26 protein-coding genes are annotated in these 23,083 nt (G+C 46.1%); 5 read left to right on the top strand and 21 right to left on the bottom strand.

The window, feature by feature from the left end; genetic code table 11:
• Positions 1 to 74: 74 nt before the first annotated feature.
• The 15 genes from ACTHUF_RS08015 to ACTHUF_RS07945 all read right to left on the bottom strand — a co-directional run bounded on the left by ACTHUF_RS08015 (position 75) and on the right by ACTHUF_RS07945 (position 11,784).
• Positions 75 to 1,241, bottom strand: a complete 1,167-nt coding sequence (locus ACTHUF_RS08015; protein WP_440407465.1) for a zonular occludens toxin family protein — start codon at positions 1,239 to 1,241, stop codon at positions 75 to 77.
• Between the two features lie 28 nt (positions 1,242 to 1,269).
• Positions 1,270 to 1,548 carry a DUF2523 domain-containing protein gene (locus ACTHUF_RS08010; protein ID WP_049336921.1) on the bottom strand — a complete coding sequence of 93 codons (279 nt, stop codon included), beginning with the start codon at positions 1,546 to 1,548 and terminating at the stop codon, positions 1,270 to 1,272.
• 1 nt (position 1,549) lies between these two features.
• Positions 1,550 to 3,328 carry an IgG-binding virulence factor TspB family protein gene (locus ACTHUF_RS08005; RefSeq protein ID WP_440407464.1) on the bottom strand — a complete coding sequence of 593 codons (1,779 nt, stop codon included), beginning with the start codon at positions 3,326 to 3,328 and terminating at the stop codon, positions 1,550 to 1,552.
• Positions 3,329 to 3,343: 15 nt separating this feature from the next.
• Positions 3,344 to 3,646: a hypothetical protein gene (locus ACTHUF_RS08000; RefSeq protein WP_440407463.1), complete on the bottom strand. Its 303-nt coding sequence runs from the start codon at positions 3,644 to 3,646 to the stop codon at positions 3,344 to 3,346.
• A 9-nt stretch (positions 3,647 to 3,655) separates the two neighbouring features.
• Entirely contained in the window at positions 3,656 to 3,859 is a 204-nt protein-coding gene (locus ACTHUF_RS07995) for a major capsid protein (protein ID WP_440407462.1), read from the bottom strand.
• A gap of 69 nt (positions 3,860 to 3,928) precedes the next feature.
• Positions 3,929 to 4,126, bottom strand: a complete 198-nt coding sequence (locus ACTHUF_RS07990) for a hypothetical protein (protein ID WP_070615096.1) — start codon at positions 4,124 to 4,126, stop codon at positions 3,929 to 3,931.
• Between the two features lie 3 nt (positions 4,127 to 4,129).
• The gene (locus tag ACTHUF_RS07985) at positions 4,130 to 4,420 is read right to left on the bottom strand and encodes a hypothetical protein (RefSeq protein ID WP_440376150.1); all 291 of its coding nucleotides are present in this window, start codon (positions 4,418 to 4,420) and stop codon (positions 4,130 to 4,132) included.
• A gap of 38 nt (positions 4,421 to 4,458) precedes the next feature.
• Positions 4,459 to 5,811 carry a replication initiation factor domain-containing protein gene (locus tag ACTHUF_RS07980; RefSeq protein WP_440407461.1) on the bottom strand — a complete coding sequence of 451 codons (1,353 nt, stop codon included), beginning with the start codon at positions 5,809 to 5,811 and terminating at the stop codon, positions 4,459 to 4,461.
• A gap of 137 nt (positions 5,812 to 5,948) precedes the next feature.
• Positions 5,949 to 7,241, bottom strand: coding sequence for a valine--pyruvate transaminase (locus ACTHUF_RS07975; protein WP_440407460.1), 1,293 nt, complete (start codon positions 7,239 to 7,241; stop codon positions 5,949 to 5,951).
• 227 nt (positions 7,242 to 7,468) lie between these two features.
• On the bottom strand, positions 7,469 to 8,245 hold the full coding sequence (locus tag ACTHUF_RS07970; RefSeq protein ID WP_315092751.1) for a hypothetical protein: 777 nt from the start codon (positions 8,243 to 8,245) through the stop codon (positions 7,469 to 7,471).
• A gap of 2 nt (positions 8,246 to 8,247) precedes the next feature.
• Positions 8,248 to 8,667 carry a hypothetical protein gene (locus ACTHUF_RS07965; protein ID WP_315092749.1) on the bottom strand — a complete coding sequence of 140 codons (420 nt, stop codon included), beginning with the start codon at positions 8,665 to 8,667 and terminating at the stop codon, positions 8,248 to 8,250.
• Between the two features lie 409 nt (positions 8,668 to 9,076).
• Positions 9,077 to 9,598, bottom strand: a complete 522-nt coding sequence (locus ACTHUF_RS07960) for a lytic enzyme (RefSeq protein WP_315092747.1) — start codon at positions 9,596 to 9,598, stop codon at positions 9,077 to 9,079.
• A 68-nt stretch (positions 9,599 to 9,666) separates the two neighbouring features.
• Positions 9,667 to 10,722, bottom strand: a complete 1,056-nt coding sequence (locus ACTHUF_RS07955; RefSeq protein ID WP_315092745.1) for a hypothetical protein — start codon at positions 10,720 to 10,722, stop codon at positions 9,667 to 9,669.
• Between the two features lie 24 nt (positions 10,723 to 10,746).
• On the bottom strand, positions 10,747 to 11,148 hold the full coding sequence (locus ACTHUF_RS07950) for a hypothetical protein (RefSeq protein WP_003684225.1): 402 nt from the start codon (positions 11,146 to 11,148) through the stop codon (positions 10,747 to 10,749).
• Positions 11,149 to 11,484: 336 nt separating this feature from the next.
• Entirely contained in the window at positions 11,485 to 11,784 is a 300-nt protein-coding gene (locus tag ACTHUF_RS07945) for a porin (RefSeq protein WP_315092742.1), read from the bottom strand.
• A gap of 94 nt (positions 11,785 to 11,878) precedes the next feature.
• Here ACTHUF_RS07945 and ACTHUF_RS07940 point away from each other — a divergent pair, with 94 nt between their 5' ends.
• From ACTHUF_RS07940 to ACTHUF_RS07925, 4 genes are all read left to right on the top strand, one after another.
• Positions 11,879 to 12,709 (top strand): carbon-nitrogen hydrolase family protein, encoded by an 831-nt coding sequence (locus ACTHUF_RS07940; protein ID WP_070822046.1) that lies wholly within the window; start codon positions 11,879 to 11,881, stop codon positions 12,707 to 12,709.
• 9 nt (positions 12,710 to 12,718) lie between these two features.
• Positions 12,719 to 13,264 (top strand): crossover junction endodeoxyribonuclease RuvC, encoded by a 546-nt coding sequence (gene ruvC / locus ACTHUF_RS07935; RefSeq protein ID WP_315092739.1) that lies wholly within the window; start codon positions 12,719 to 12,721, stop codon positions 13,262 to 13,264.
• Between the two features lie 78 nt (positions 13,265 to 13,342).
• Complete coding sequence (locus ACTHUF_RS07930) at positions 13,343 to 14,227, top strand: lipid A biosynthesis lauroyl acyltransferase (protein ID WP_440407530.1); 885 nt, start codon at positions 13,343 to 13,345, stop codon at positions 14,225 to 14,227.
• 769 nt (positions 14,228 to 14,996) lie between these two features.
• Positions 14,997 to 15,791 carry a 3'-5' exonuclease gene (locus ACTHUF_RS07925; RefSeq protein WP_003749126.1) on the top strand — a complete coding sequence of 265 codons (795 nt, stop codon included), beginning with the start codon at positions 14,997 to 14,999 and terminating at the stop codon, positions 15,789 to 15,791.
• 83 nt (positions 15,792 to 15,874) lie between these two features.
• Here ACTHUF_RS07925 and prmC read toward each other — a convergent pair whose 3' ends face one another.
• Genes prmC through tldD form a run of 3 tightly spaced genes read right to left on the bottom strand, consistent with a single transcriptional unit; the run spans position 15,875 to position 18,634 of the window.
• Complete coding sequence (gene prmC, locus ACTHUF_RS07920) at positions 15,875 to 16,687, bottom strand: peptide chain release factor N(5)-glutamine methyltransferase (RefSeq protein WP_440407529.1); 813 nt, start codon at positions 16,685 to 16,687, stop codon at positions 15,875 to 15,877.
• Positions 16,677 to 17,138: a hypothetical protein gene (locus ACTHUF_RS07915; protein ID WP_440407459.1), complete on the bottom strand. Its 462-nt coding sequence runs from the start codon at positions 17,136 to 17,138 to the stop codon at positions 16,677 to 16,679. The genes prmC and ACTHUF_RS07915 overlap by 11 nt, the downstream gene beginning before the upstream one ends.
• 53 nt (positions 17,139 to 17,191) lie before the next feature.
• Positions 17,192 to 18,634, bottom strand: coding sequence for a metalloprotease TldD (tldD, locus tag ACTHUF_RS07910; protein WP_440407458.1), 1,443 nt, complete (start codon positions 18,632 to 18,634; stop codon positions 17,192 to 17,194).
• A 256-nt stretch (positions 18,635 to 18,890) separates the two neighbouring features.
• On the opposite strand from tldD, the gene ACTHUF_RS07905 reads away from it, so the two are divergent.
• A complete protein-coding gene (locus ACTHUF_RS07905) occupies positions 18,891 to 19,418 on the top strand; it encodes a DUF4189 domain-containing protein (protein WP_440407457.1) in 528 nt (175 codons plus the stop codon).
• 393 nt (positions 19,419 to 19,811) lie between these two features.
• Here ACTHUF_RS07905 and ACTHUF_RS07900 read toward each other — a convergent pair whose 3' ends face one another.
• Genes ACTHUF_RS07900 through ACTHUF_RS07890 form a run of 3 tightly spaced genes read right to left on the bottom strand, consistent with a single transcriptional unit; the run spans position 19,812 to position 22,933 of the window.
• Positions 19,812 to 20,654: a cell division protein gene (locus ACTHUF_RS07900; RefSeq protein WP_440407456.1), complete on the bottom strand. Its 843-nt coding sequence runs from the start codon at positions 20,652 to 20,654 to the stop codon at positions 19,812 to 19,814.
• A 15-nt stretch (positions 20,655 to 20,669) separates the two neighbouring features.
• Positions 20,670 to 22,430, bottom strand: coding sequence for a bifunctional biotin--[acetyl-CoA-carboxylase] ligase/type III pantothenate kinase (locus ACTHUF_RS07895; RefSeq protein WP_440407455.1), 1,761 nt, complete (start codon positions 22,428 to 22,430; stop codon positions 20,670 to 20,672).
• On the bottom strand, positions 22,427 to 22,933 hold the full coding sequence (locus tag ACTHUF_RS07890) for an adenylyltransferase/cytidyltransferase family protein (protein ID WP_440407528.1): 507 nt from the start codon (positions 22,931 to 22,933) through the stop codon (positions 22,427 to 22,429). Before ACTHUF_RS07890 ends, ACTHUF_RS07895 begins: the two co-directional genes overlap by 4 nt.
• Positions 22,934 to 23,083: the final 150 nt, after the last annotated feature.

Raw genomic sequence — 23,083 nt, 5'->3', positions numbered from 1 at the left:
TATAGACATTCCATATTTTTTATGCAAATGAACTATGGCGTAAAGTATTAATCCACCAACTACTATATCAAAAATCATATCCCAACCTTTGCCCCTTGATTACTTAACGATTTTTCTTCGTATCCGTCATACATCAAATTTTGCGGACTCTTTCCGCCCATTGTCAAGACTTGAGGCGTTTCTTGCTGTGCCTTTGGTGCTTCCGTTGCCGCCGATTCGGGCTGTTTTGTCTTGTAGGGGTTAAAGGGCAGGCCGTCATTTACATATTGGACACAGGTTTTTTTGCTGATCTCTTTTATTTTTGTGCCTTGATCGGTGTAACAGTTACAGCCTTTTTCAGATTTAATGCAGGCAGATGGCCAAGGCATGGCTTTAAAGTCTTTGTTCATACTATCGTAGATCGGGGCGGTTTCGGGACGCTCTGCTATTCTTGGTTCGTAGTCTTGCGGTGTGATATAGGGCTTTTCTTCCTCTTTTTCGGTTGTTTTCGGCTCTTGTTGTGGATATTGACCGCTTTGTTCAATTTGGGTTTGTGCCGTTTGTGTGTTTTGTGCAGTTTGGTTACTGTCTGTTTCGATTGTTTTTTTGACTTCTATCGGTTTTGATATGTCTTTATAACTGCCATATGCAATAAACATACTGAATATAATTACTATAAGAACCAAAGGCAAAATAAATATCACTTTGCTTCGTTTGGTTTTGATTTTTGTGTGTTCTTCGGCCGATTTGTAAACTCCAAATGCTTTTTTATCAAGTTTATAAACACTTTTAACGCCGTTTGCTATATCGCCGTTTGCTTCGGGGTTGGCGCATCTTTCCCATTCGACCATGCGCCGAACGCCTAGGCTGGTTTTGCCGATATGGCAATGATGACCTATCAGGCTTCTGACATTGGCATCTATAAGCCGTGGATGTTGTGTCAATAAAAAAATATCTATGCCTTTATGTCGGTGTGTTTCAAGTTCAGCGACATAATCAGGGACTTTTGAACCGCTTGGGCGTGGACGAAATACGCGTTGACACTCATCGATCACGAGAATCGCGCCAGTAGGTGCCCATTTGTGCCATGTCTGCATGGTTTCGCCTTCAGGGATCGGCAGATTTGGGATGATTTGGCCGTCAACCTCGGGAATTCCATCAAGATAAAGTGGACGGTTTTTTAAATCGTCTCTTGTCATCAAGTCTGAGATCATCTTTAATGTTTTGCCCGAACCAGGTACGCCTGTTATCAGATACAACATTTTTTTATCTCCTTTTTAATTATCTGTTTTATTTTTTTGACATAACTGCCGAGAGTTTGGCAAATGATTTAAGCGATGCAATAAATGCGAAAGTGCCAAATATCCAATTAAGACACACTCCCATGCCTGTTATATAAAGTATTTGTAAGGCATCATCAGATATACCGCCTATTTGATTTGTTACATAGCTTAATAACTGCTGTTGCAGTTCGTTTGCACCTACATAAGTTACAAACGACAAACCAAACGCGGCCATGATTTTTCCTGCTACGGTTGTCAATACGGCAGTTAACAATTTACTCCACATGTTACAACTCCTTGACTGCCGACCATGCCGCCCAGCTACAACTTATCATGCATATTAAAATCAAAATTGGCCTGATTTTTCGGGCAATGTCGCAAATTGTGTCATAACCCATCTCAAAACTTCCAAACAGTCCAAAATCAAATGATTGTGGCTTTGGACAAACGCCATCTGTCTGAAAGTGTTCCAACGGTTTCAAAGTTCCTATATCTTGATCGTTTTGCGGGATGCTTAGATCTTTTTCTTCTGCGTTGCCCAAATCTGCACACGCTGCGATATTTGGAAACAGCGAACATAATCCATTTTCTTGCTGTCTTGGCGTTTGTTGATTGTTAGGAGTGTTCTGACTATTCGGCTCATTTGGAGTATTGGGAGAATTAGGGCTATTTGGTGTGTTTGGCGTGTCTGGACTCTCCTGTCTGCTCGGTGTTGTCTTTTCGGGCTTATTCGGTGCTTCTGGACTGTTTGGCTTTAAATCTGGACGTGGCACATAATCAACGCCTACAGTACCATCTTGATTCATTTTGAATCTTGTTTGTTGAGGGGTGCTACTGCCTTCAGGTGTATACGGCGCACTAAGTGCGGTATCAGGGCTAAATGTGCTTTGCTCGGCAGATTGATTCATAACGCCCATTTTTGCCAGTTGGTTCATCAATTCGGCATGGTTTGTCTGATTGTTCTCAAGCATACGTTTTAAGATGTCTAACATTTCTTTTTGTGTCAGCATGAAATCATTAATATCAACTGAATCATTATTATTTATAATATTTTTACGGTTTAAATCGCTATTGGGATAAAAATTAAGGCCTAAAAACTGACCATCAACACCTGCAAATTTAGGACTATATGTAATTGTCAAATCATCTGCATATTTATATGTGATACTTGATTTAATTTTAGACAAATCATAATTCCCGATATCAAATCTTCCAGAAGGAGTAGATGATACATAGCTTTTCCATTCTATATTTTCGCCTAAATACCCAAATTCATGAAACCTAACGAGTACAACGTTTTTTCCTGATTTTTCTTGTCTTTCTAAATTTTCTTTTTTTTCTTGCTGTGCTTTGCCTTTTTGTGCTGCTTCTGCTGCTTTTTTAGCTGCTGCATTTGCTACTGCTTTTTGATAGTTTCCTTCGGCTTCTGCTTGTTTTTGAGCTGCATAAAATCTTTCTGCTGCATCTCTAAATTGTTGCGGTGATGGATTATTTACTAACCCTAAAGATCGCCCTAAATTCACAATGGATTCGGGCAATCCACCAAATAAGTTATTGCCGAAATCTCCTAAAGCAAGAACGGAACCTTCAAACGCTGACTGATAATTCCCAGCTCTTAATTGAGTTGCTACATATGAGCCATTTTTACTTAACGCATTTGCAGCCGATGACCCAAACCATACACCTGTAGCAGTTTTTTGAATCGCGCTTGTACCGACTCTTTGATTAACAGTCGTGTCCATCGTGCCAGTTTCGCCATATCGACCTGTAACCGTTACAGTTTTGCCTTGGCTACCATTAATATTTCCGCCATTTTTAGTTACTGTCGGTTTGCCGTTGTTTTGTACATCAACTTTCCAAACGCCTGTTTTTGGATCGTAGCCACGACGTTGCAATGCCTGGTCACTAGGGAAACCTGCGTTTTGATGTTGTACCGGCGGAGGAAGGCCGACTTCTGCAAACGCTGTTAACGGACTTAAAACTTGCGCGCCAAAACATATAAGCACAAGCAGGCGACTGCGTAAGGCGAAACGCCGAGAATAAAATAAACTTCGGGTATCATTCATTTTTCCTTTTCCCTTTTATTCGTCATTTTGCATATTGGCCAGTCTTACGACTTTTAGACAGACTACGACAATAAATAAACCTATAAAAGCAAGCAGCATAGACTGTCCCAACTCTCTACCCTGATCATAAAAATCTTGATTATTGCACTGCGGAAAGTTGATTTTTACTTGATTACCGTGATATTCCCATTCCGAACCAATAAAAACAGGGTGATTCAACACCCCGTCTTTATCTATTGTCGGTACGACTTGGGTCATCACGGCATTTGTTGCTTCTTCTGCTTTTTCATAGCAGATTCGGCCTACCAGATGTCCCATATCTGCACCTTATGCTTTGTTGATAACGCGTTTAACCAGACCAATTGACACGATGGCAATCGCAATACCTACAACAACGACACCGAATGCGACAATACCTGTTTTCAGTGCGCCAATTTCGGTTGCTGCTTCTGACAGCAGATCATCCGCCAATACAGGAGCGGACATAACGGCCACAGATGCGGCTACCAATGCTTTTTTAATCATGTTCATGATTTTTTCCTTTAATGTAAGGACGGTGTATTGATTTTTTGAATTTCGGCCACCGTCTTAAACCGAATTTCAATCTTTCAAAAATCCAAAAACGACAAATTCATATTGATTGCCGATTTCTTCAATACCTGCTTTTACGGCTTCTTCAAAATCGACAAATAAACCTGCGTTGTTTATTAGTTTTGTATGGCCTATATCCCCTGTTTCAGGGGACAGATACAAAAAGTCCCCTGTTGATACGGATTGAACAACATAGACTTTTTGCATAAATCAACCTTTCTTAATCGGTTGGAAACCGTGAACTTTCAGTTTTTGAGTTTTGCCGGTTGTCACAATTTCTACATTCAGATTTGCATCAATCGGAAATTGTGCTGTTTTAAATTGTTCAAAATTTGCGCTTGTGCCAAAGTCGTATTCCGTGGCTGAGCTTCCCAAAGCGTTGCCTTGGGTACTGTCTAAAGGAGTTGCTACGATCAGACGGCAGTAGTCAAAGGCTTTGCCCTCAATTTGTCCGCTAAATTTTTTAACGCCAACGATTTGGCCTTGCATTGTGAAAATCATCTTTTTTTCCTTTTTTTAAGCCTCTTTTCGGGCAGAGACTAATAAGCCCATGACATCGGCAGTTTTGCATATTGCGAATACATATGATTTAAATACGATTCTTCATTGAATTCATGTTTTTGTTTTTCAAGCTGTTTTTCCATATTTTGATAATATTCATACATAAAATATGGATCTGCTTTTTCTTTATTCTCTTGCAACTTTTCACTATGAATAAAGAGCATTTCGGACAGTTTGCAATCAAAATTATTTAGATTTAATGATTTTGGTAATTTTTGGTGGTCGGGTTCTATCAATTCAAAAAGTTCATCTTTTTTAAGATCAGGAAAAATCGCCTTCAATCCGTTGGCTGCTCTTCCAAATTGTTTCTTAACCCATTCGACATATCTGTTAGCGGAAATGACCTTATTTTTTTCAACCGCCTGAATACGGCTTGCGTGATTGGCAAATTTTTCGCAGATCGGATACGCTCCGCCAAAATAAAGACCTGGGTTTTGCAAGACTTCAAAGGGAATCACAATATCCTTTGACTTAAACTCAATTTCAAAGCGTGTCCAAACACTGGACTTGTCGCCCAGTTGTTTACCTTTTTCATAAACGCGGACATATTTTGAGGACTCTCGAGAGCCTATCCCGTAGGTTTTGCCCTTCGTCATTTTTTCTTCGTCTTCTTCTTCCCAGTCTGAGCCGATACATTCGCCTTTCGGTTTGACGTGATGGCAGGTGAAAAGACCTTTGTTTCGGTCCTCTCTTGCTTGGTTTGGGCTGTATTCGCCTTTAAAAAAGTCTTTTGCAATATCTACGCGTGTAATTTTTGGCCGTACCGCTTGAGTCAAAAACTCATAAAGTCTGGATTCCCAGCCGTTTTTTGCTGCTGTACAGCCTGTTGCGGTAAGCTCTACAAGCATTGTTTGATTTTGTCCGCCGAAATGGACGCGGCCATAAAGTACATCTTCATCACCCATCAGCCAGCATCTTTCATAAAAACGACCGCCCGAACCTTTTGATTCTTTGTAGATGCCAAAGCCCATAATTTCATACATCAGCATTGATGCTGCTTTTACAAAGTCTTCATCTTCTAAAAGACTGATTCTTGTGCCGTACTTATCAAAAAATGTACGCTCATGAAATGAAAAACTGATTTGATCGATAAAGGAAGAATCTGAAACACCACGACGGAGCGGAACACCTAACAGATTGCCTTTGCCGTCTAAGATATAGGTTTCGTAACATTCAAAGGATTCCTGGAATACTCCGGCGTCTTCGATTTCTGTACCCCCCCTGTTAGATGAGGGGGGAGAATAAGAAGCGACACCGTCCGTTCCGCCGTCCGCTGGCGCGGCCGCCAAACCGTCCGTTGCCGCTTCTCTCTCTAAAATCTCTTTCTTCATGGCGCATCCCTTAAATAAAAACCCTTTGCAAATAATACTTTTACGTTTGTAAAGGTAATATTTACAAAGGGCAATATATAAGGCCGTCTGAAACCCGATTCCCCACGTTTCAGACGGCCTTTGCCTATTCAAAAAATTTATTTTTTATCGTACAAACCGCGCACCACGCGACCGATCGCGGCAATGCCTTTTTCCAGCGTTTCCGCGTCCTGCGCAATGCTCATGCGGATGCACTCGCCCGCGTGCGGATAATCTTGCGTATCGATGCCGACAAAGAAATGCTCGCCCGGAATAATCAGCGTGCCTTCAGCCTTGAGCATTTCGTACAAGGTTTGCGACGAAACCGGCAGGTTTTCAAACCAGAGCCACAAGAAAATCGCACCTTCAGGCTTATGAATTTTTAACGGATACGCACCCAATTCACGCTTGAGCAGGGAAACCGCCGTTTGCGCCTGCCGACGGTAAAACGGCTGAATCACTTGGTCGGCCAACTGTTTCAGACGGCCGTCGTTTAACAGCGGCGCCGCAATCGCCGCGCCGAAACGGGTTGGCGACAGGTTCACAATCGCATTCAAACTGCTGACGGCTTTGACCACTTCCGGCGCGGCGACAATAATGCCGGTACGCACGCCGGGCAGGCCGATTTTAGAAAGGCTGAAGCAGAGGATGATGTTTTCGTGCCAGTTGAGCGTCACATCGCTGTAAATAATATTCGGGAACGGCATTCCATAAGCGTTGTCGATAATCAGCGGAATCCCGTGTTCCTGCGCCAAAGCGTCCAAACGCGCCATCTCACTGTCGGTCAGCACATTGCCGGTCGGATTGGTCGGGCGCGAACAGCAAATCGCACCGATTTTGCCCGCTTTCAATTCAGGCAGGCTCTCCAGTGCGTCAAAGTCCACACGGTATTTGAAAAAGCCCGCTTCGCCTTCGTGTTCGACATTTTCGATTTTCGGCTTCACCGAGATAAAATGCTGCCCTTCGACATGCACGTCGGCATAACCGATATATTCAGGCGCAAGCGGCAACAAAATGGCTTTTTCAACCGTTTGGCCGTCTGAAAGATTGAATTTGCCGCCGAACAGGTTGAACAAATAGAAAAACGCGTTTTGCGAACCATTGGTCAGCGCAATATTGTCCGCCGTCAGATTCCAGCCGTATTCGCGGTTGAGAAACTCAGTCAAAGCCGCAATCAGCGCCGCATCGCCCTGCGGATTGGAATAATTACCGATATTCTCAACAGCGTGTTCCGCTGCCAGTTTAGAAAACACATCGGCGAACACCGCATTGACTTCAGCAATCTTCGCCGGATTGCCGCCGCCAAGCATATTGACGGGCTTGTCGCTTTTGAGCGCATCGCCCAAATCGTCCATCAACTGCAAAATGCCGCTGTGTTGCGTGAATTTTTCGCCGAATGCTGAAAACTGCATGGAAACTCCGTTGCTGGGTGTGTAAAAACAATAAACCGCTATTATAAGAACAAAGGCCGTCTGAAAACCAGTTATCCTGATTTTTCAGACGGCCTTTAGTTTCTCAGCTATCTATGCTGAATAACCCGATAGCCATTTTCTACACTTTATTATTCATACGTAACTATCCATTGAAAGAATAAGGGAAAATCGTACTATCATCAGCATTCTTCAAATTTGGGAAAGATTTAACCAAACGAACGACCTCCATAGCTGCGCTCTTCTTGAACTTGCGGAACATTTTGAGCGACTTCTTGAGTCTGATTTTGTTTTAAGGTTTCTCGCAACTCATCTCTAAAATTCGCCACCACATCAGCATTTTCAGCTAATGCTTTGGTTGTGAACGCACCATCTTTGTCGTTTTTAAAGCCTTGAATTAGAGCTTGGAGTTTGTCAGCTGCAGTTAAAGCTGATTCAGCAAAATTTACGCCTATTTCTCCGAGATTAGCACTTACCTTTTTATGTTGTAACTCCCAGTTTTGGCGAATATTCCTTAACTGTTCCTCAGGTATCAATAAAGACTCTTCTCCTGGTGTTAAAGCATGCCCTAAATCAGGATCATTTAACCCCATACCTTTTAATAAGGTGGAAGCAACAGAGTTGCTATTATCTCCTAAACCGAAGAATGGATATGTGAATTCATGTTTATTAATTTCTTTTCCTATCGCATACCCTAAATTAAATTTATCCATAACATCTTTATAATTCCCTTCAAAAACTACTTCTTGATTTTGAGACGAATTATAAAAAAAACCTTTTACTTCTTTTTCATTGTAAACATACAATTTATCAGAAGGTAAATAACCGATTGGTTTAATTTCCCCATCTTTTGATGTCGCAAGTCCATTCAATTCATGGATTACCCGATTATTAGGATCCAACACAGCAATAAAATTATGTCCAGCTATACCTCCTATAAGAGGTAATTGTGATTTAACAATTTTATAGTTCCCAGTATTTTCCATATTTAATTCACTTTCTCTGTGTCTTCTACAATTTGATATTCGATCTTCAAGGAATCCACCCCTCTTTTAGGAGAAAGAACAATATGATAAATACGTTTAGCCCGGCCACTTCCCGAGCTAATACCAGCAACCTTAGTTTTAATATATCCTGAATATTCGCAAATCTCTTTTTCTACTTCACAAATCATACCCATTTGAGAAACGGTCTTTCTAATATTATCAGCACTTTTATCACCACTTAACTGAGCATAAATCATTTTACTCAATGCTTCTTTTTCAGGTTCATTTGGAAATGTTTCAGTAATATATTCTTTAATTTTCCCATGGGGCAAATTATCATAATTAACAGTCATTTTGGGAAAGCCTAAATCACAAGCTGCCAAAAGAAGGGACAAACTCAAAAGAATAGCTAGTTTTTTCATTTTAAAGCTCCTTAACTTTTTAGTAATCTAAACCATTATAATAACTATTTCTTTATAATTAATAAGTTTACATTAATTATTCACATTCTATCAGTATTTCGCAAACATAGATAAAATAAAACGACAAACGGTCATATTTTAAAAACAATGTACAAAACTTTCCAAAATCTACTCTCTCTTTTATCATGCTTCTATAAATTTCATAAAATAGATGATTTTAAACCTACCAATTTTTTTTCAAGCATCCTTTAATACAAAAAAAGAGTGTATGCAACACACTCCTAAAATTCTTCATTTTAAACAATAAAAACTGTGATCTAAAAGCACATTTTACAATTATCCTCACAATAGACAAAGGCCGTCTGAAAACCAATTATCCTGATTTTTCAGACGGCTTTTAGTTTCTCAGCTATCTATGCTGAATAACCCGATAACCGTTTTCTACACTTTTACCTGTCTTCGCACAAAGTTCATCGCCACATCGCACGATATTGGCTCTATTGATGCGACCGACCATATCTGCATCCTGTCGTTTTTGATCAATCAGCGTGGCATAGAAAAAAGATAATGCCAATCCTCCAATAACCAATGTTGCCATTGCAAGCGAAATAATCCATACCAAACGTGAAGAAATCTTCTGATTTTCTTCATTTACCTTATTCAAGTATACATTGAATTCACGTACTTGATCAGCCATTTGGTTGCGTGCCTTTTCCATATCACGCACATAACCAGCCACAGAATTTGACATTTCTTTCGTCACTTCCGCGCGTACCATCTCTGTAATCATCTTACGTTGATCGTAAAGTGATTTATCCAATTTATCCTCAAGATTTTGGACAATCTGATGGGTACTTTGCCTAAATTGTGCCATTACCTCGGCGGTTTCAAGCAAAAGATTATGTGCCTGTTCAAGTTCGTTATTATTCATGCGTAACTATCTATTTAAAGAATATGGGAAAAAACGTGCTATCAGCACTCTTCAAATTTGGGAATAATTTAACCAAACGAACGACCGCCAGAGCTGCGCTCTTCTTGAACTTGTGGAGTATTTTGAGCAACTTCTTGAGCCTGATTTTGTTTTAAGGTCTCTCGCAACTCATCTCTAAAATTTGCCACCACATCGGCATTGTCAGCCAATGCTTTGGCTGTGAACGTACCATCTTTGTCATTTTTAAAGCCTTGAATTAAAGCTTGAAGTTTATCGGCTGGCCTGTCATTACCCTCAGAAGATTTGGAATGTTCTTGCTGACGAGTTGGAGCTGTGATTCTTTCGATATTTTCGTCCCGACGTTTTGCATCTGCCGGGTGACTAATTCCATGTGCAGTATTCATACGGAAATTTTTTAAATCTTCCATATCAAGCTGACCATGCACTTTTACAGTTTTATTTCCAGGCAAAGTAACTCCATTGTCTTTTTCTGTTTGTGCAATAAACTTAACAAGAGCCTCATTAACTTTTGCACCATATTGATTGCCAATATCCGCAATAAAGACCTTTGCCTGCATACTGTTATTCAAAAATTCTCTATTTACTTTATTTTTAACATTACTAATCTTTTCCTCTACCTTTAAAATTTTATCATCTAAATTTTCATTATAGCTTTCATTAATTAATTTTATTCCTGTCGGAGATGATAGCGCAGCATCCAATTTAGGCTTGATTTGCTTGTAGAATGCTTTATCTTCATCACTCATGCCCCGAATTGCTATCTTTCCTTCCTTAGTCTTGACATCATTAAATGGTTTGTATATCCGATGAAGCTGCATCATATCAGATTCTGATAAAAAAGAATTTCCTGCATTATCTTTGGCATGATGAAGTATTTTTTCTAATAACTTTTGGCCATTTTTATTAGATCCCACATCAAATTGAATTCCACCAAAGCTTGGACCACTAGAACCATATACAGCATCAGACATTTCATATGCACCATACCCCCCATGCAATTCATTTACCATCATAGCTTGATGTAGATAATATTTAAAACCATCTTTAGGGGTTAAATGATCGCCACCGGTAAAACGAAGGCCATGATTCGCTTTCTTTGCCATACTTTATTCCTTTCTTAAAACAAATTAGAAGCGCTCCAATGCTTTCAAATGAGCTTGCGATTGCTCAATTCGGCATTGAAGAATATACCAATCAGATGCAGATTTTAGATCTGTATTATTTGTAGGATCAGAACAAAGTTGTTCTCTATATGCATTCCAAGTTTTACGTACTTTAATAAAATAAGAGGAAGGCAAAGCATGTAGAGCCATATCTTTTTGTTTTACTCGTCGGTATATCATCTTATATTTTTCATCAATTTTTTTTTCTAAACGGCTATCCCAAACATCCAAGCAATCATAACTAACATTTTCAATATTTTCTAATGCACTTTTAGGACAGACTTCTTTTTTATGCTCTATATTTTCCTGTGCAAAACATGAACCTGCCCCTAATAGGCAAACAGAAAGAAATAATGCTTTTTTCATTTCAAACTCCTTAAATTTGTAATGGCTTAGCCCATTATTCTAGCACCATTTTGAAAACTTAGTACGAATAAATAACTATCAATTAGATTTTAAAGATAAAATTTAAAAAATAACTGTTCTTTTATTATGCTTCTATAATTTTCATAGAAATAGATGATTTTAATCCTACCTATTTTTTCAAACATCCTTTAATACGAAATGATATATGCAAGTCCACGAACTGTAATTTAAAACAATAAAAACAGTAAGTTAAAAATACACTATGCAATTATTCTCAAAATAAAAAACAGGCCGTCTGAAAATATTTCAGACGGCCTTTACTATCCAATCTTTCCTTTAACGGCCAAAATTCTCACGGCGTTCGCGCCAGTCTTGGCGGATGGAGCCGCTTTTGCCGACAGGGGTGTCTTGTTCGACTTCCCAAATAAAATTCGTTCCGCCGCCAATCGGGTGCGAACCGCGCAAGCCGATGTGGCTGCCTTGGTCGGCAACGGCAGTTCGGCTGTATGTTTGGCCGCCGAAACGGGTTTGCGAGGTTTCGATGCCGCTTTTGATGCTGCCGTAAAGCTGTACGTCGGCATGTGCGGCGAGTGCGGCGGTGGAAAGTGCGACAGTGAGGAGAAGTTTCAAGTTCATGGTTTATCCTTTTTTGCAGAGGAATTGTGAGGCGATTGTATCGGCCTTGTGCGTAAACAAGTTACAATTCTTGCAAAATCTGACAGGAGTTTTGATGATGCGCTCTTTACGCGCTGCCGCGGTGCAAATGGTGTCGTCCACCGACCCCGAAACCAATATTGCCACGATGAAACGCCTTGTCCGCGAGGCGGCCGAACAAGGGGCGGATTGGGTGTTGTTGCCCGAATATTGGCCGCTGATGGGCAAAAACGATACGGACAAGCTGGCATTTGCCGAGCCTTTGGACGATGGACGCGTTGGCGAAACCTGCGACACCCGTTTTCAGACGGCCTTAAGCGAAACGGCAAGGGAATGCGGCGTGGTGTTGTTTGGCGGTACGGTTCCGCTGCAAAGCCCAAACGCGGGCAAGGTGATGAACACTATGCTGGTGTATGACCGCAACGGCAACCGAATCGGGCTTTACCACAAAATGCACCTTTTCGGCTTTTCCGGTTTGGGCGAACGCTACGCCGAAGCCGATACGATACTGGCGGGCAGCGATGTGCCGAAGTTAAGCGTGGACGATGTTCCGCTGGCGGCCGGTGTCTGCTACGATTTGCGCTTTCCTGAGTTTTTCCGCGCCCAGCAGCCGTTTGATGTTTTATTGTTGCCGGCCGCGTTTACCCACACGACCGGCAAGGCGCATTGGGAATTGCTGCTGCGCGCCCGTGCAGTGGAAAACCAATGCTACGTCATCGCGTCGGCACAGGGCGGACTGCATGAAAGCGGCCGCCGCACATTCGGCCACAGTATGATTATCGACCCTTGGGGCGATGTGTTGGCGACGTTGCCCGAAGGCGAAGGCGTGATTTGTGCCGATTTGGATACCGCGCGCCTGCAAAGCGTGCGCACGCGCCTGCCTGCTCTGAAACACCGATTACTTTAAACACGCACTATGTCCCACTCCCAACCCACACGCATTCTCGGCATCGACCCCGGCAGCCGCGTGACCGGCTTCGGCGTTATCGATGTCCACGGCCGCGAGCATCATTATGTTGCTTCCGGCTGTATCAAAACGCCGACCGGCGCGTCGCTTTCCGATCGCATCGCCGTGATTGTCCGCCATATCGACGAAATCATCCGCCACTATCAGCCCCATCAAGCGGCCATCGAGCAAGTCTTTGTCAACGTCAATCCGGCCGCGACTTTGATGCTCGGTCAGGCGCGCGGTGCGGCGATTGCCGCTTTGGTCATGCACGATTTACCCGTATTCGAATACACCGCGCTTCAGGTCAAGCAGGCGGTGGTCGGCAAGGGCAAGGCCGCCAAAGAGCAGGTACAGCATATGGTGGTTCAAATGCTTGCTCTTTCAGGCACGCCGCAGGCCGATGCCGCCGACGGACTCGCCGTCGCCCTCACCCACGCCCTGCGCAATCACGGATTGGCTTCTCAACTCAATCCCGACGGCCTGCAGGTCAAACGCGGCCGTTTCCAATGGTAAGCCGACATTCAGGCCGTCTGAAATCGTGTTCCAGCCCGTTTTCAGACGGCCTTTCGGTTATAATAGCCCTTTGCCCACATACAGCGAGCCTGCATGAAAGCCGCCTTCCTTTTTCTCTACCTTATCCGCCTGCTGCCCTTTTGCGTGTTGCACAAGATTGCCGATGCAATCGGCATTCTTGCTTATTACGCAGTCAAACCGCGCCGCAAAGTCGGCGAGGTCAACCTCAAAAAATGCTTTCCCGAGCTGAACGACAACCAGCGCACCGCACTGCTCAAACGCCATTTCCAACACATGGCCAAGCTGATGCTCGAATACGGCCTCTACTGGTACGCGCCTGCGGACAAACTGCGCTCGTTGGTGCGCTATCAAGACAAACACCATCTCGACGAAGCCCTCGCCGCCGGCGAAAAAGTCATCATCCTCTATCCGCACTTTACCGCATTTGAAATGGCAGTTTACACGCTCAATCAGGATGTACCGCTGACGAGTATGTATTCGCACCAAAAAAACAAAGCCCTGGACGAGCAAATCCTGAAAGGCCGCCACCGCTACAACAATGTTTTCCTGATCGGCCGCACAGAAGGCCTGCGCGCCATCATCAAACACCTGCGCAAAAGCGATGCGCCCTTTCTTTATCTGCCCGACCAAGACTTCGGCCGCAACGATTCCATTTTTGTCAATTTCTTCGGCATTCAGACGGCCACGATTACCGGCCTCAGCCGTATCGCCGGCATGACCAAAGCCAAAATCATTCCCGCCATCCCCACACGCGAAGCCGACAATACCGTAACCCTGCGCTTCTATCCGGCTTGGGACAATTTCCCGACCGAAAATGTCGAAGCCGACACCCAGCGCATGAACGACTTCATCGAAGAGCGGGTACGCGAGCATCCCGAACAATATTTCTGGCTGCACAAACGCTTCAAAACCCGTCCCGAAGGCGAAAGCAGCTTTTACTGACTACATAAAATTACAATTTAAGCATGAAAAAGCGGCAAAACCTTTCTTTTACCGCTTTTTCATTTTAATTGTATCAAACCTAAGCTCGGCTTCAATTTCAAACAATCAAATCAAATTCTACTTTAAATGCTTTAAAAACAACTTTTTTCAAGGCAATTGAAACTTTCAAACAACCTTATATTTTTTCTCAAATAAAAAATGCTCTATTCAATACCCTTTTCATTTATATGTTAAATTTAATTTCATTTAAAAACAAAATGTTATAAAATAACCTTTAAAATAAAACAAATTTTAATCATTCGAAATATGAAATTAAATTAAATTTAAAGCAAGAAATGCAAAATAAACATCTAATTTTAAATTAATTATGAAATTTAATTGCAAAAATATGACAACAACCGCAATTTACCCCAAACCAAACCTTCAGAAAAAAATACTTGGCAAACTGTAAAAATTCGCGTAAATTTCACTACATCAAACTACAAAACGTTCAGACGGCCTAGCCGGTTTTAGATGTTTTTGTAAGCAGTTTTCTGATATTGCAAGCAATTGCAGTATTTTTAGAGGATTTCGGCGCAATACCCGAAATGAAAGTTTACCGGTGCAGAGTTGAGCTGCATCTGTAAAGCCGCAGGTGAAAGCCTGTATTGTTTGTGAAGCGTAAATCTCTGATTTGAGGTATTGGGGCAATCCTGTGGGGGATTGCCTCTTTTTTTATCTGCGCCGTCATGCCACAATGGCATCATTCCTTATCCAACCCGATCACGCCATGACTCCGATACTCGCCTTCGACATCGAAACCATCCCCGACGTAAACGGCATCCGCCTGCTTTACGATTTGCCTGCCGATTTGCCCGACAACGAAGTTGTCCTGTTTGCCCAACAGCAACGCCGCGCCAAGACCGGCAGCGACTTTATGCAACACCATCTGCACCAAGTCGTCGCCATCTCCTGCTGTATGCGCTGGGGTCAGGATAAAATCCGCGTCAGCACCATCGGCGATCCCGAAGACAGCGAAGAAGTCATGATTGCCAAGTTTTTCGAGGTCATCGAAAACTACACGCCGCAACTCGTCAGCTGGAACGGCGGCGGTTTCGACCTGCCCGTCCTCCACTACCGCGCCCTGATACACGGCATCAGCGCCGCCCGCTATTGGGACATGGGCGACGGCGACTTTGGCGACAGCCGCGACTTTAAGTGGAACAACTACATCAGCCGCTACCACACCCGCCATTGTGACCTGATGGATTTGCTTGCCCTCTACCAACCGCGCGCCAGCGTGCCTTTGGACGATATGGCCAAACTCTGCGGCTTCCCCGGCAAACTGGGCATGGACGGCAGCAAGGTTTGGGACGCTTATCACGCAGGCCGTCTGAAAGACATCCGCGACTATTGCGAAACCGATGCCGCCAATACCTACCTGATGTACATGCGCTTTCGCATGATGAGCGGCGCGCTTGATGCCGACGAATACGAAGTCGAAATCAAACGCATCAAACACTATCTGGCCGCACAAGCCGAAGAAAAACAACACTGGGCGGAGTTCGTCGCTGCTTGGCGTTAAACCAGGACGTCTGAACAGCTAAACCGGAAAACCAAAAGGGCGTGTTCGACACGCCCTCTTTTAATTCCGACAAACCATGCCCGCTAAGCAGGCAAACGCCCCAGCGTGACCCTGTCCAATCCTGCCAAATCCTGCTCTGTTGCCACTTCGGCAAAACCGTTCTCCAGCATAATGTTCCGCACCGCTTCGCCTTGGTCATAGCCGTGTTCAAACAGCAGCCAGCCGTTGGCTTTCAGGTATTTGGGGGCTTCTTGGATAATGTGGCGGATATGGCTGAGGCCGTCTGAAAAGTCGGTCAGCGCGTTTTGCGGTTCAAACCTCAAATCGCCTTGCGACAAATGTTCATCGCCGTCCTCGATATACGGCGGATTGGAAACAATCACATCATATCGGCCTTCAGACGGCCTGTCGGTATCAAACCACGAACCCTGCGCAAATTCGACTTTTGCGCCCAATTCGGCCGCATTTTGACGGGCAGTATCCAAAGCACCGACGCTGATGTCGGATGCGCGAACATCGGCATCAACGCGTTCAAGCGCGATGGTTACGGCAATGGCGCCACTGCCCGTCCCCAAATCCCACACGCGGCCTTGCGGCGGCAAACGTTTGAGCACAGCTTCCACCAAATGCTCGGTTTCAGGGCGTGGAATCAGCACATGGGGATTGACGGCAAAGCGTCGTCCGTAGAACTCGCGCTCGCCCAACAGATAGGCCATCGGCTCGCCTTTCAGACGGCGTTGAGCCAAAGCCTCCAAGGTTTGCAGGGCGGAGTCCGCCAAATCGTCCGTACCGCGTGTCACCAACTGCGCGCGCGTATAACCCAGCGCATATTGCAACAACATCCGCGCTTCGTTTTTGGGCAGTGCCGATTGGCGCAACCATTCATCAAGCGTCATTTTTCGTCCCATCTGCCAGCGTTGCGGCTTTTCTTTCCTTATTCTTTCCGGCAAACGTGCCGATGGTGGCAACCGCAAATGCGGCATACCACAAATAAAATCCAGCACCGTAACGCACGATATCCGATGTATTCCCTGCCTCATCGACGTGTACGGCTTTCACACTGAAAGCCACCAGCGCCAAGCCCCAAAGTGCCGCATGGACAGGCACGACCTTCTTCCGCAACGCCAGCAACACAATGGCCGCCAACCAAACATAATTCGCATAGGCCGCACAATACCTGATATCCAAAGAAGCAAATATCGACCCCAAAATCAAAACGGTCAAACCCTTCATGCTTTCATGATTGCCCAAATAAAATGCAACATTGGACAAAGACGCTATCCACAGGACAACCGACACCAGCAACATCACTATGGGAAAACTTGATTTCCGATTCTGTTCCTGCATGGTTTTATCCTAATGTAAAAGGCCGTCTGAAAACCTTTCAGACGGCCTGCCGTTTAAATTTCGCTACCGCCGACGGTCAGTCCGGCATCAATCCTCAGGGTCGGTTGTCCGACGCCGACAGGAACGCTCTGCCCTTCTTTACCGCAGACGCCGATGCCGCTGTCGAGCGCGGAATCGTTGCCTATCATAGAAACGTGTTTCAGCACTTCGGGGCCGTTGCCGATGATGGTTGCACCTTTGACAGGGTATTGCAGCTTGCCGCCTTCCACCCACCACGCTTCGGATGCGCTGAACACAAACTTGCCGCTGGTAATGTCCACTTGTCCGCCGCCGAAGTTAACGGCGCAAATGCCCTTGTCGATGGACGCGATGATTTCTTCCGGCTCATAGCCGCCGTTTTCCATAAAAGTATTGGTCATGCGCGGCATAGGCGCGGAAGCGTAACTTTCGCGGCGGCCGTTGCCGGTCGATTGCGTGCCCATCAGGCGGGCGTTGGTCTCGTCCTGCATATAGCCGACCAAAATCCCGTCTTCAATCAATACCGTGCGGCGGGTTTCATTGCCTTCGTCATCGATATTGAGCGAACCGCGTCTGTCGGCAATATCGCCTTGGTCAACGACAGTAACGCCTTTGGCGGCGACACGCTCACCGATTCGGCCGGAGAAAACGCTGGTTTCTTTACGGTTGAAATCGCCTTCCAAACCATGTCCGACCGCTTCGTGCAACAACACGCCCGGCCAGCCGTTGCCCAAAACGACGGTCATCTCGCCGGCAGGCGCAGGACGGGATTCGAGATTGGTCAGCGCTTGTTTGACGGCGGAATCGACAAACCGATGCACCAAGTTTTCATCGAAATACGCCAAATCATAACGCCCGCCGCCGCCCGCGCTGCCCTGCTCGCGACGCTCGCCCTGCTTGGCAATGACAGTAACGTTCATACGCACCATCGGGCGGATGTCCGCAGCGTGTTTACCGTCCAAACGGGCGATGTACACCATATCATATTCGCAGGTCAAACCGGCCATCACTTGCACGATACGCGGATCGGCGGCTTTGGCCAGCGTTTCAACTTTGTTTAACAGCGCGACTTTGGCAGCGGAATCGAGGCTGGCAATAGGGTCAATCGCCATGTGGACAGGCTTGCCGTAGGCAGGTATCGGCACTTTGACGCTGGCCTCGCCACCGGCCGCACCAATCACGCGCACGGCTTTGGCAGAGCGGTTGATCGAATCGATACACAGGCTGTCGGCGTAGGCAAAAGCAGTTTTATCGCCCGAAACGGCACGCACGCCCACACCCTGATCGATTTGGAAGCTGCCCGATTTGACGATGCCCTCTTCCAAATGCCAGCTTTCATAGGCAGTACGCTGACAATAGATGTCGGCATAATCGACATGGTTGGCGCCGATAATGCTCAGACTTTGGGCGAGCAAATCGGGGGAAAGATGGTTGGCTTCGAGCAAATCTCGCTGTACGGCGGCGTAGGTTTGTTGCATAATTTTTCAGACGGCCCGACAAGCAGGCAAAGTTAATTCGGCCTTGATTATACGGCATTTTATATGGCTTTGGATATGTTGATTGCTTGGGTTTATGAGTGATTGAAACAAATCAAAAGGCCGTCTGAAATATAGGGTCGAAATATTTGCCTTACCCTATTTCAACGTCAGCCACGTGAAGAAGATAACAAATCATCATAGGATTGATGTAGCGCAGGCTGATAAAGATTCAAATAATAAATAGATTGGAATTAAAATGAAAAAGTTACTTGTTGTATTGCTAGGACTGGCAAGCCTTAATGTTTATGCCAACGGCTGTGGCGGTGAATACCAACCTGCAACTGGAACATGTCGTATTATTGACAGCTCCGGCAGACAAATTCTATATAATGTGGGTGCTCCACAATCTTCTAGCGGCTCTACTCAGAGTCAACCTAGAGTTGTCAATATCGATGTTCCTTCAAAATACGGTGCATGGGCATTAAATTCTAAAACAGGTATTGCAGGCGGCGCACTTGAGATGGATTCACTTGAAGCTGCCAAAAGAGAAGCTATTAAAACCTGTGAACAAGGTGGACAAAACAAACCATGTAAAGTTTTAGTCTGGGTTCGAAATGGTTGTATCGCTGTTGCTCAAGGAAAGGATAGTAAATCATGGAGAAATTTTTTCGGAACAACTCCACCAGGCATGGCTGAAATAGAAGCATTAAGGAAATGTCAAGAACATGGACTCTCACAATGCAAAGTTGTTGTAAACGAAGCCTGCTCATTGCCTAAATTCTAATAGACAAAAGGCCGTCTTTATTCAGACGGCCTTTTCAATCACGGCAAAGCCAATACCGCAATTTAATTTCCATATAAAACAAAATATTACAGCAATACCCATTATTTTTTCAATTTTGCTATTGATAATAGTTATTATTAGCGTATAATCAAAACCACTCGGAAGACGTCCTAATCCGAGCCATTAAACGACAGATTTTATCCCCCTCTTCCCCATTATCTCTTAATACTCGGAGTGCGCATATACGAAACATACCTGTTCCCCTTTATATCAGATACTCAAAACCGAAAAACATGAAACCCACTGCCGATACAGTGGGTTTCGTGTTTTGTGGTGTTCAGTTTATCAGGCTTGGGACTGCTGTTCAGGCCGTCTGAAACCGAATAAACCTGATTATCGGCAGGTTTTCATGTTCAATTTACCATAACGGCCGACAATGTTTCTGATGTCTTGGGCATCGCGCTCGTCGACCGCCATGAAGACCACGGTCATGCGCGCCACGCTCAAACCGGTATCGGGTGCGCTTCTGTCTTCCTGTTCGACAATGCGCGCGCCGCCGAAACCTGCGCTGGACAAGCGTGAAATCAAAACTTGGGCGGAAGAACGGCTGCGTGTTACGTCAATGCTGATTTCGCCGTTATGAATGCTGCCGCTAAAGCCGCGGCTGCCCAAGGCATCAAGCTGGGCGGAAGTGTCGCCGTCGGCAGGCAAAACCACGCGGAAGGTTTTGGAAGAAGTCTCGCCACCGGATGCGCCGTTGCGTTTTTCGATACTGCGGCTGGCCGCATGAGGCCATTTGCCCAACAGGCCTTTGATGCGGTGGTAATCGTCTTCATCCATCACCACGGTGGCGCTGCTGGTACACAAGCGTTCCACGCCGACCGCGCCCATCTCTTCTTCAGCGGCGCGACGTTCTTGCGCTTCTTTCTCGCGGCGCATTTTTTCTTTTTTCTCTTTCAACTGCTGCGCTTCTTGCTTTTTACGCAAGGCTTCTGCTTCTTCGGATTCAGGTTCGGCCATAATCAGGCCGTCTGATTCATCCGCCACCCAATCGGGTTGCGATGCCTGCTGAGGCTCGGCTTTGGGCGCGTCCAAAGAAGATGGGCGCAATAATTCGTGCGTACCGCCTTCCAAAGCAGATTCGGGTTTGGCGGTTTTATGTTGTGTCCGATAGGCAACCATGCTGCCAAAAACAATGATGTTGAGTGCGACCAAGACCGCAAACAGCCATTTCATGATGCGTTTTCCTTTTTATTGTCCGTTGCGATGGGCAATCCAATGCAAGAGCCCGTGAATCACGAGATTATCGACGATTTTCACTTGGTTGTCATGAACAAATGCCTCGGGCAAGGCCTGCACGACTCTGGCCGCGCCGCCGCCGGTGATAATGATATCGACCGGCTTGCCCCCGCCCGTTTTGTCTTTCAGACGGCCGTGCATCATCATCAGCGCACCGCAAACGGCATCCATCATGCCGCTGGCAATGGCGTTCGGCGTTGTGGTTGGGAAAGGATATACTTTACCGATGGGGCGGTTGAGATTGGCGGTTTTGAGTGCCATCGCCTCTTTCATCAAGTGAAAGCCGGGCATGATGGTGCCGCCGAGATAATGATTGTCTTCCGTCAGCGCGTCGGTGGTTACGGCGGTGCCGCAGCTGACGACGACGCAGGCGTTTTGCGTGAAGCGGCGGCTGCCCAGCGCATTAAACCAGCGGTCGGAACCATGTTCTTCAGGGCGGCGATAATGGTTGCGGATACCCAAAGCCTGCGGCATGGAAGACAGCCATTCGACCGGACGGGTCAATTGTTCTTCCACCATCGCTTTTTTTACCGAACCGCACACGGCGCAACCGACAATCTTCACATTTTCATCGGCAAATCGCAGCCATTCTTCGCCCAGCTTGGCCAAATCACGATACGGCGCGCGGCTGACTTCGGTAAATGTGCCGTTCTCCACCCACGCCCATTTCAACTGACTGTTGCCGCCGTCCAGCAGCAAAAAGCGTTCCGGCTTGGCGGCGGCTGGTTGTGCCGGACGGTTATCCGGGCGCAAGCTGATTTCGCCGCTGACGATGGTTTTCTCGCCCTCGTCCGTCAGCAGACGCAACGCGCCTTGCGCGTCCACGCCTTTGACCACGCCTTCGTGGACAACGCGCCCTTCTTGAAGCAGCAAGACCGGCCTGCCTGTGTCGCGGTTGGCGGCATCGTATTCGCCGACACATGACGCAAATCCGTTTTGCGCGTATTCGTTCAGCAGCGCATCGAGTTGCGCCAACACCGCATTCAATAAGGTTTTGACGCTTACGCCCTGCTTAGAGGCCGTCTGAAACAAAGCCTGCACGGAAGTAGCGTTTTCCACTTCTTTCGGCAATACAAAATTAATGCCGATGCCGATGACGGCGACGGTTTTATTTTCCACCCGCGTCGTTTCAATCAACACGCCGGCCAATTTATCGTTGGCCACGACCAAATCGTTCGGCCACTTGATGTTCACGTCCAAACCGATATCGGCAAGCGCGCGGCGGCAAGCCAATGCCACCACCAGCGCCAGCGAACCGAGCTCATACTGCGGCTTGTCAAACGCCCAGCCCAGGCTGAACATCAAGCATTCGCCCTGTCGGTTGACCCAGCTTCGCCCCTGCCGTCCGCGCCCTTTGGTTTGAAAATGTGCCACACACAAGGCCTTGTGCGCCAAACCTGCCGACCGGCGCGCCAACGCCATGATTTCATCGTTGCTGGACGAACATTCGTATTTCAACTGCGCGCGAAAACCATGTTTCCCGGCCATTTGTTGCAGAGATTCTTCGGCAAACACAGCCAATGGGCGCACCAAGCGCCATTGCCCGTCATGCTGACGCAGCAAACCGCGGATATGGCCCGGCATCTGCTGCCAAAATCCGTTTAATTGTTGCGGCTTCATCCCGACTGCACGCGCCAACTGAGAAACGTGTTGCGGAAGGCCGTCTGAAAGCGCGGCGAGCAAGGCCCAATGGCGGCTGTTCAAATCCGTCATGCGCCTCCTCCGGCTTTGCGGATTTTCGCCAACGTTTTGGTGGTCGAAGTCTGGTGTAAAAACGGAATCGAAAATACTTTACCGCCGCGCGCAAACGTCTCGGCCGCACCGACAATCTTATCCACAGGCCAATCGCCGCCTTTAATCAATACATCGGGTTTGACCATTTCAATCAACGCGGCCGGCGTATCGTCATCAAACCATGTGACCAAATCCACGCTCGCCAATGCCGCTGCCACTGCCGCGCGGTTTTCCAAAGGATTAATCGGACGATCGTCCCCTTTGCCCTGACGGCACACCGAAGCATCGGTATTCAACGCCAAGACCAAAGCCGCACCGGCCGATCGCGCCTGCGCCAGATACGTTACATGGCCTCGGTGGAGAATATCGAAACAGCCGTTGGTAAACACCAGCGGACGGGGCAATGCCGCCAAACGCTCCGCCAGCTTTTCGGGCGGACAGATTTTGGATTCGAATTCTGGAGCTGACCATTCGGACATGATGCGGTTCCTTTGGGAATAAAACAGAAAATAATCGGGGTATTATAAAGGATAACAGCGAAACGCCATAAAAAGATACCGAACGGTACGATATTCGGGCTTGACTGCGTATTCATCGGCATTTGACAGACACTACATACGCCATTTTTGCCG

Source organism: Neisseria sp. P0024.S006 (assembly GCF_051956595.1).
Taxonomy (GTDB): Bacteria; Pseudomonadota; Gammaproteobacteria; order Burkholderiales; family Neisseriaceae; genus Neisseria.
This window is presented reverse-complemented; position numbering and strand designations above follow the sequence as displayed.

What these genes read in the sequence shown, in the direction of transcription:
- ACTHUF_RS08000 (WP_440407463.1), bottom strand. Translation starts at nt 3,646, where the DNA reads ATGGGACATCTGGTAGGCCGAATCTGCTATGAAAAAGCAGAAGAAGCA.
- ACTHUF_RS07915 (WP_440407459.1), bottom strand. Translation starts at nt 17,138, where the DNA reads ATGCAGGAACAGAATCGGAAATCAAGTTTTCCCATAGTGATGTTGCTG.
- ACTHUF_RS07955 (WP_315092745.1), bottom strand. Translation starts at nt 10,722, where the DNA reads ATGGCAAAGAAAGCGAATCATGGCCTTCGTTTTACCGGTGGCGATCAT.
- ACTHUF_RS07965 (WP_315092749.1), bottom strand. Translation starts at nt 8,667, where the DNA reads ATGAAAAAACTAGCTATTCTTTTGAGTTTGTCCCTTCTTTTGGCAGCT.
- ACTHUF_RS07990 (WP_070615096.1), bottom strand. Translation starts at nt 4,126, where the DNA reads ATGCAAAAAGTCTATGTTGTTCAATCCGTATCAACAGGGGACTTTTTG.
- ACTHUF_RS07895 (WP_440407455.1), bottom strand. Translation starts at nt 22,430, where the DNA reads ATGACGGATTTGAACAGCCGCCATTGGGCCTTGCTCGCCGCGCTTTCA.
- ACTHUF_RS07975 (WP_440407460.1), bottom strand. Translation starts at nt 7,241, where the DNA reads ATGCAGTTTTCAGCATTCGGCGAAAAATTCACGCAACACAGCGGCATT.
- ACTHUF_RS07940 (WP_070822046.1), top strand. Translation starts at nt 11,879, where the DNA reads ATGATGCGCTCTTTACGCGCTGCCGCGGTGCAAATGGTGTCGTCCACC.
- ACTHUF_RS07980 (WP_440407461.1), bottom strand. Translation starts at nt 5,811, where the DNA reads ATGAAGAAAGAGATTTTAGAGAGAGAAGCGGCAACGGACGGTTTGGCG.
- prmC (WP_440407529.1), bottom strand. Translation starts at nt 16,687, where the DNA reads ATGACGCTTGATGAATGGTTGCGCCAATCGGCACTGCCCAAAAACGAA.
- ACTHUF_RS08015 (WP_440407465.1), bottom strand. Translation starts at nt 1,241, where the DNA reads ATGTTGTATCTGATAACAGGCGTACCTGGTTCGGGCAAAACATTAAAG.
- ruvC (WP_315092739.1), top strand. Translation starts at nt 12,719, where the DNA reads ATGTCCCACTCCCAACCCACACGCATTCTCGGCATCGACCCCGGCAGC.
- ACTHUF_RS08005 (WP_440407464.1), bottom strand. Translation starts at nt 3,328, where the DNA reads ATGAATGATACCCGAAGTTTATTTTATTCTCGGCGTTTCGCCTTACGC.
- ACTHUF_RS07945 (WP_315092742.1), bottom strand. Translation starts at nt 11,784, where the DNA reads ATGAACTTGAAACTTCTCCTCACTGTCGCACTTTCCACCGCCGCACTC.
- ACTHUF_RS07905 (WP_440407457.1), top strand. Translation starts at nt 18,891, where the DNA reads ATGAAAAAGTTACTTGTTGTATTGCTAGGACTGGCAAGCCTTAATGTT.
- ACTHUF_RS08010 (WP_049336921.1), bottom strand. Translation starts at nt 1,548, where the DNA reads ATGTGGAGTAAATTGTTAACTGCCGTATTGACAACCGTAGCAGGAAAA.
- tldD (WP_440407458.1), bottom strand. Translation starts at nt 18,634, where the DNA reads ATGCAACAAACCTACGCCGCCGTACAGCGAGATTTGCTCGAAGCCAAC.
- ACTHUF_RS07995 (WP_440407462.1), bottom strand. Translation starts at nt 3,859, where the DNA reads ATGAACATGATTAAAAAAGCATTGGTAGCCGCATCTGTGGCCGTTATG.
- ACTHUF_RS07985 (WP_440376150.1), bottom strand. Translation starts at nt 4,420, where the DNA reads ATGATTTTCACAATGCAAGGCCAAATCGTTGGCGTTAAAAAATTTAGC.
- ACTHUF_RS07900 (WP_440407456.1), bottom strand. Translation starts at nt 20,654, where the DNA reads ATGAAATGGCTGTTTGCGGTCTTGGTCGCACTCAACATCATTGTTTTT.
- ACTHUF_RS07950 (WP_003684225.1), bottom strand. Translation starts at nt 11,148, where the DNA reads ATGAAAAAAGCATTATTTCTTTCTGTTTGCCTATTAGGGGCAGGTTCA.
- ACTHUF_RS07970 (WP_315092751.1), bottom strand. Translation starts at nt 8,245, where the DNA reads ATGGAAAATACTGGGAACTATAAAATTGTTAAATCACAATTACCTCTT.
- ACTHUF_RS07960 (WP_315092747.1), bottom strand. Translation starts at nt 9,598, where the DNA reads ATGAATAATAACGAACTTGAACAGGCACATAATCTTTTGCTTGAAACC.
- ACTHUF_RS07925 (WP_003749126.1), top strand. Translation starts at nt 14,997, where the DNA reads ATGACTCCGATACTCGCCTTCGACATCGAAACCATCCCCGACGTAAAC.